Annotated in this window: 1 protein-coding gene; it reads left to right on the forward strand. The window is 52.0% G+C overall.

Translation table 11 applies throughout. The features are described 5' to 3' along the window. The first annotated feature begins 137 nt into the window (after positions 1-137). Positions 138-413 carry a hypothetical protein gene (locus tag ACOCD2_RS24920; protein ID WP_419626350.1) on the forward strand — a complete coding sequence of 92 codons (276 nt, stop codon included), beginning with the start codon at positions 138-140 and terminating at the stop codon, positions 411-413. Positions 414-617 lie beyond the last annotated feature (204 nt).

Genomic DNA, 617 nt, shown 5'->3' on the forward strand with positions numbered 1-617 from the left:
TCTGGCGTTTCTGCACGGCTTGAATGTTTGTTAGAAGCTGCCCATCAGTAAGCCTGATATCCGCATTCTTGAAGCCTTCGTCAAATACTGAGGTCTGTATCTGATCTGCTTTATCTGGCAAGCGTGTCTTCGGCCTCGTGAAAGATTTTGGGACATCCCAGTCCCCAAAATCGACTCGGCCTTTGACAACCTATTGGTGCCCCAGCCGTCCTGGTCACCAAGCACTACGCAACAACTTCGCAAGCTCGTTGCTGCTCCGTACTTGGCTCCCAATGACTGGACGCCGCGTTCGGAGGCCTACTTTGTTTTCCCTCTGGCGCAAGGCACGCCGGGAAAACAGTGCGGCCTCGCGGCTACTGGGGTCTACCAGCCTTCGCTTCGCTCTCCATGGCTGGCAGCGGTCGATACGATAGCCAAGCCCCTTGCTCATCGGTTGGCCCGCGAAGCAATCGACAACGGCATCAACAGCGTTCGTTTGATAAGGCTGAACCTTGAACTTAAGCTTCACTGTCGCCCCCTTTCTTTTTTATATCTTCCAACTTCTTTAGTTCTTTTTCGGCTTCAATAAAATGCCGTTCCACCTCAGTCGGCTCCTGTAATTTTTGCAAACGGTATTT

Origin of the sequence: Thiolapillus sp. (genome assembly GCF_048562965.1) — a bacterium.
Classification (GTDB): domain Bacteria; phylum Pseudomonadota; class Gammaproteobacteria; order Chromatiales; family Chromatiaceae; genus Thiolapillus; species Thiolapillus brandeum_A.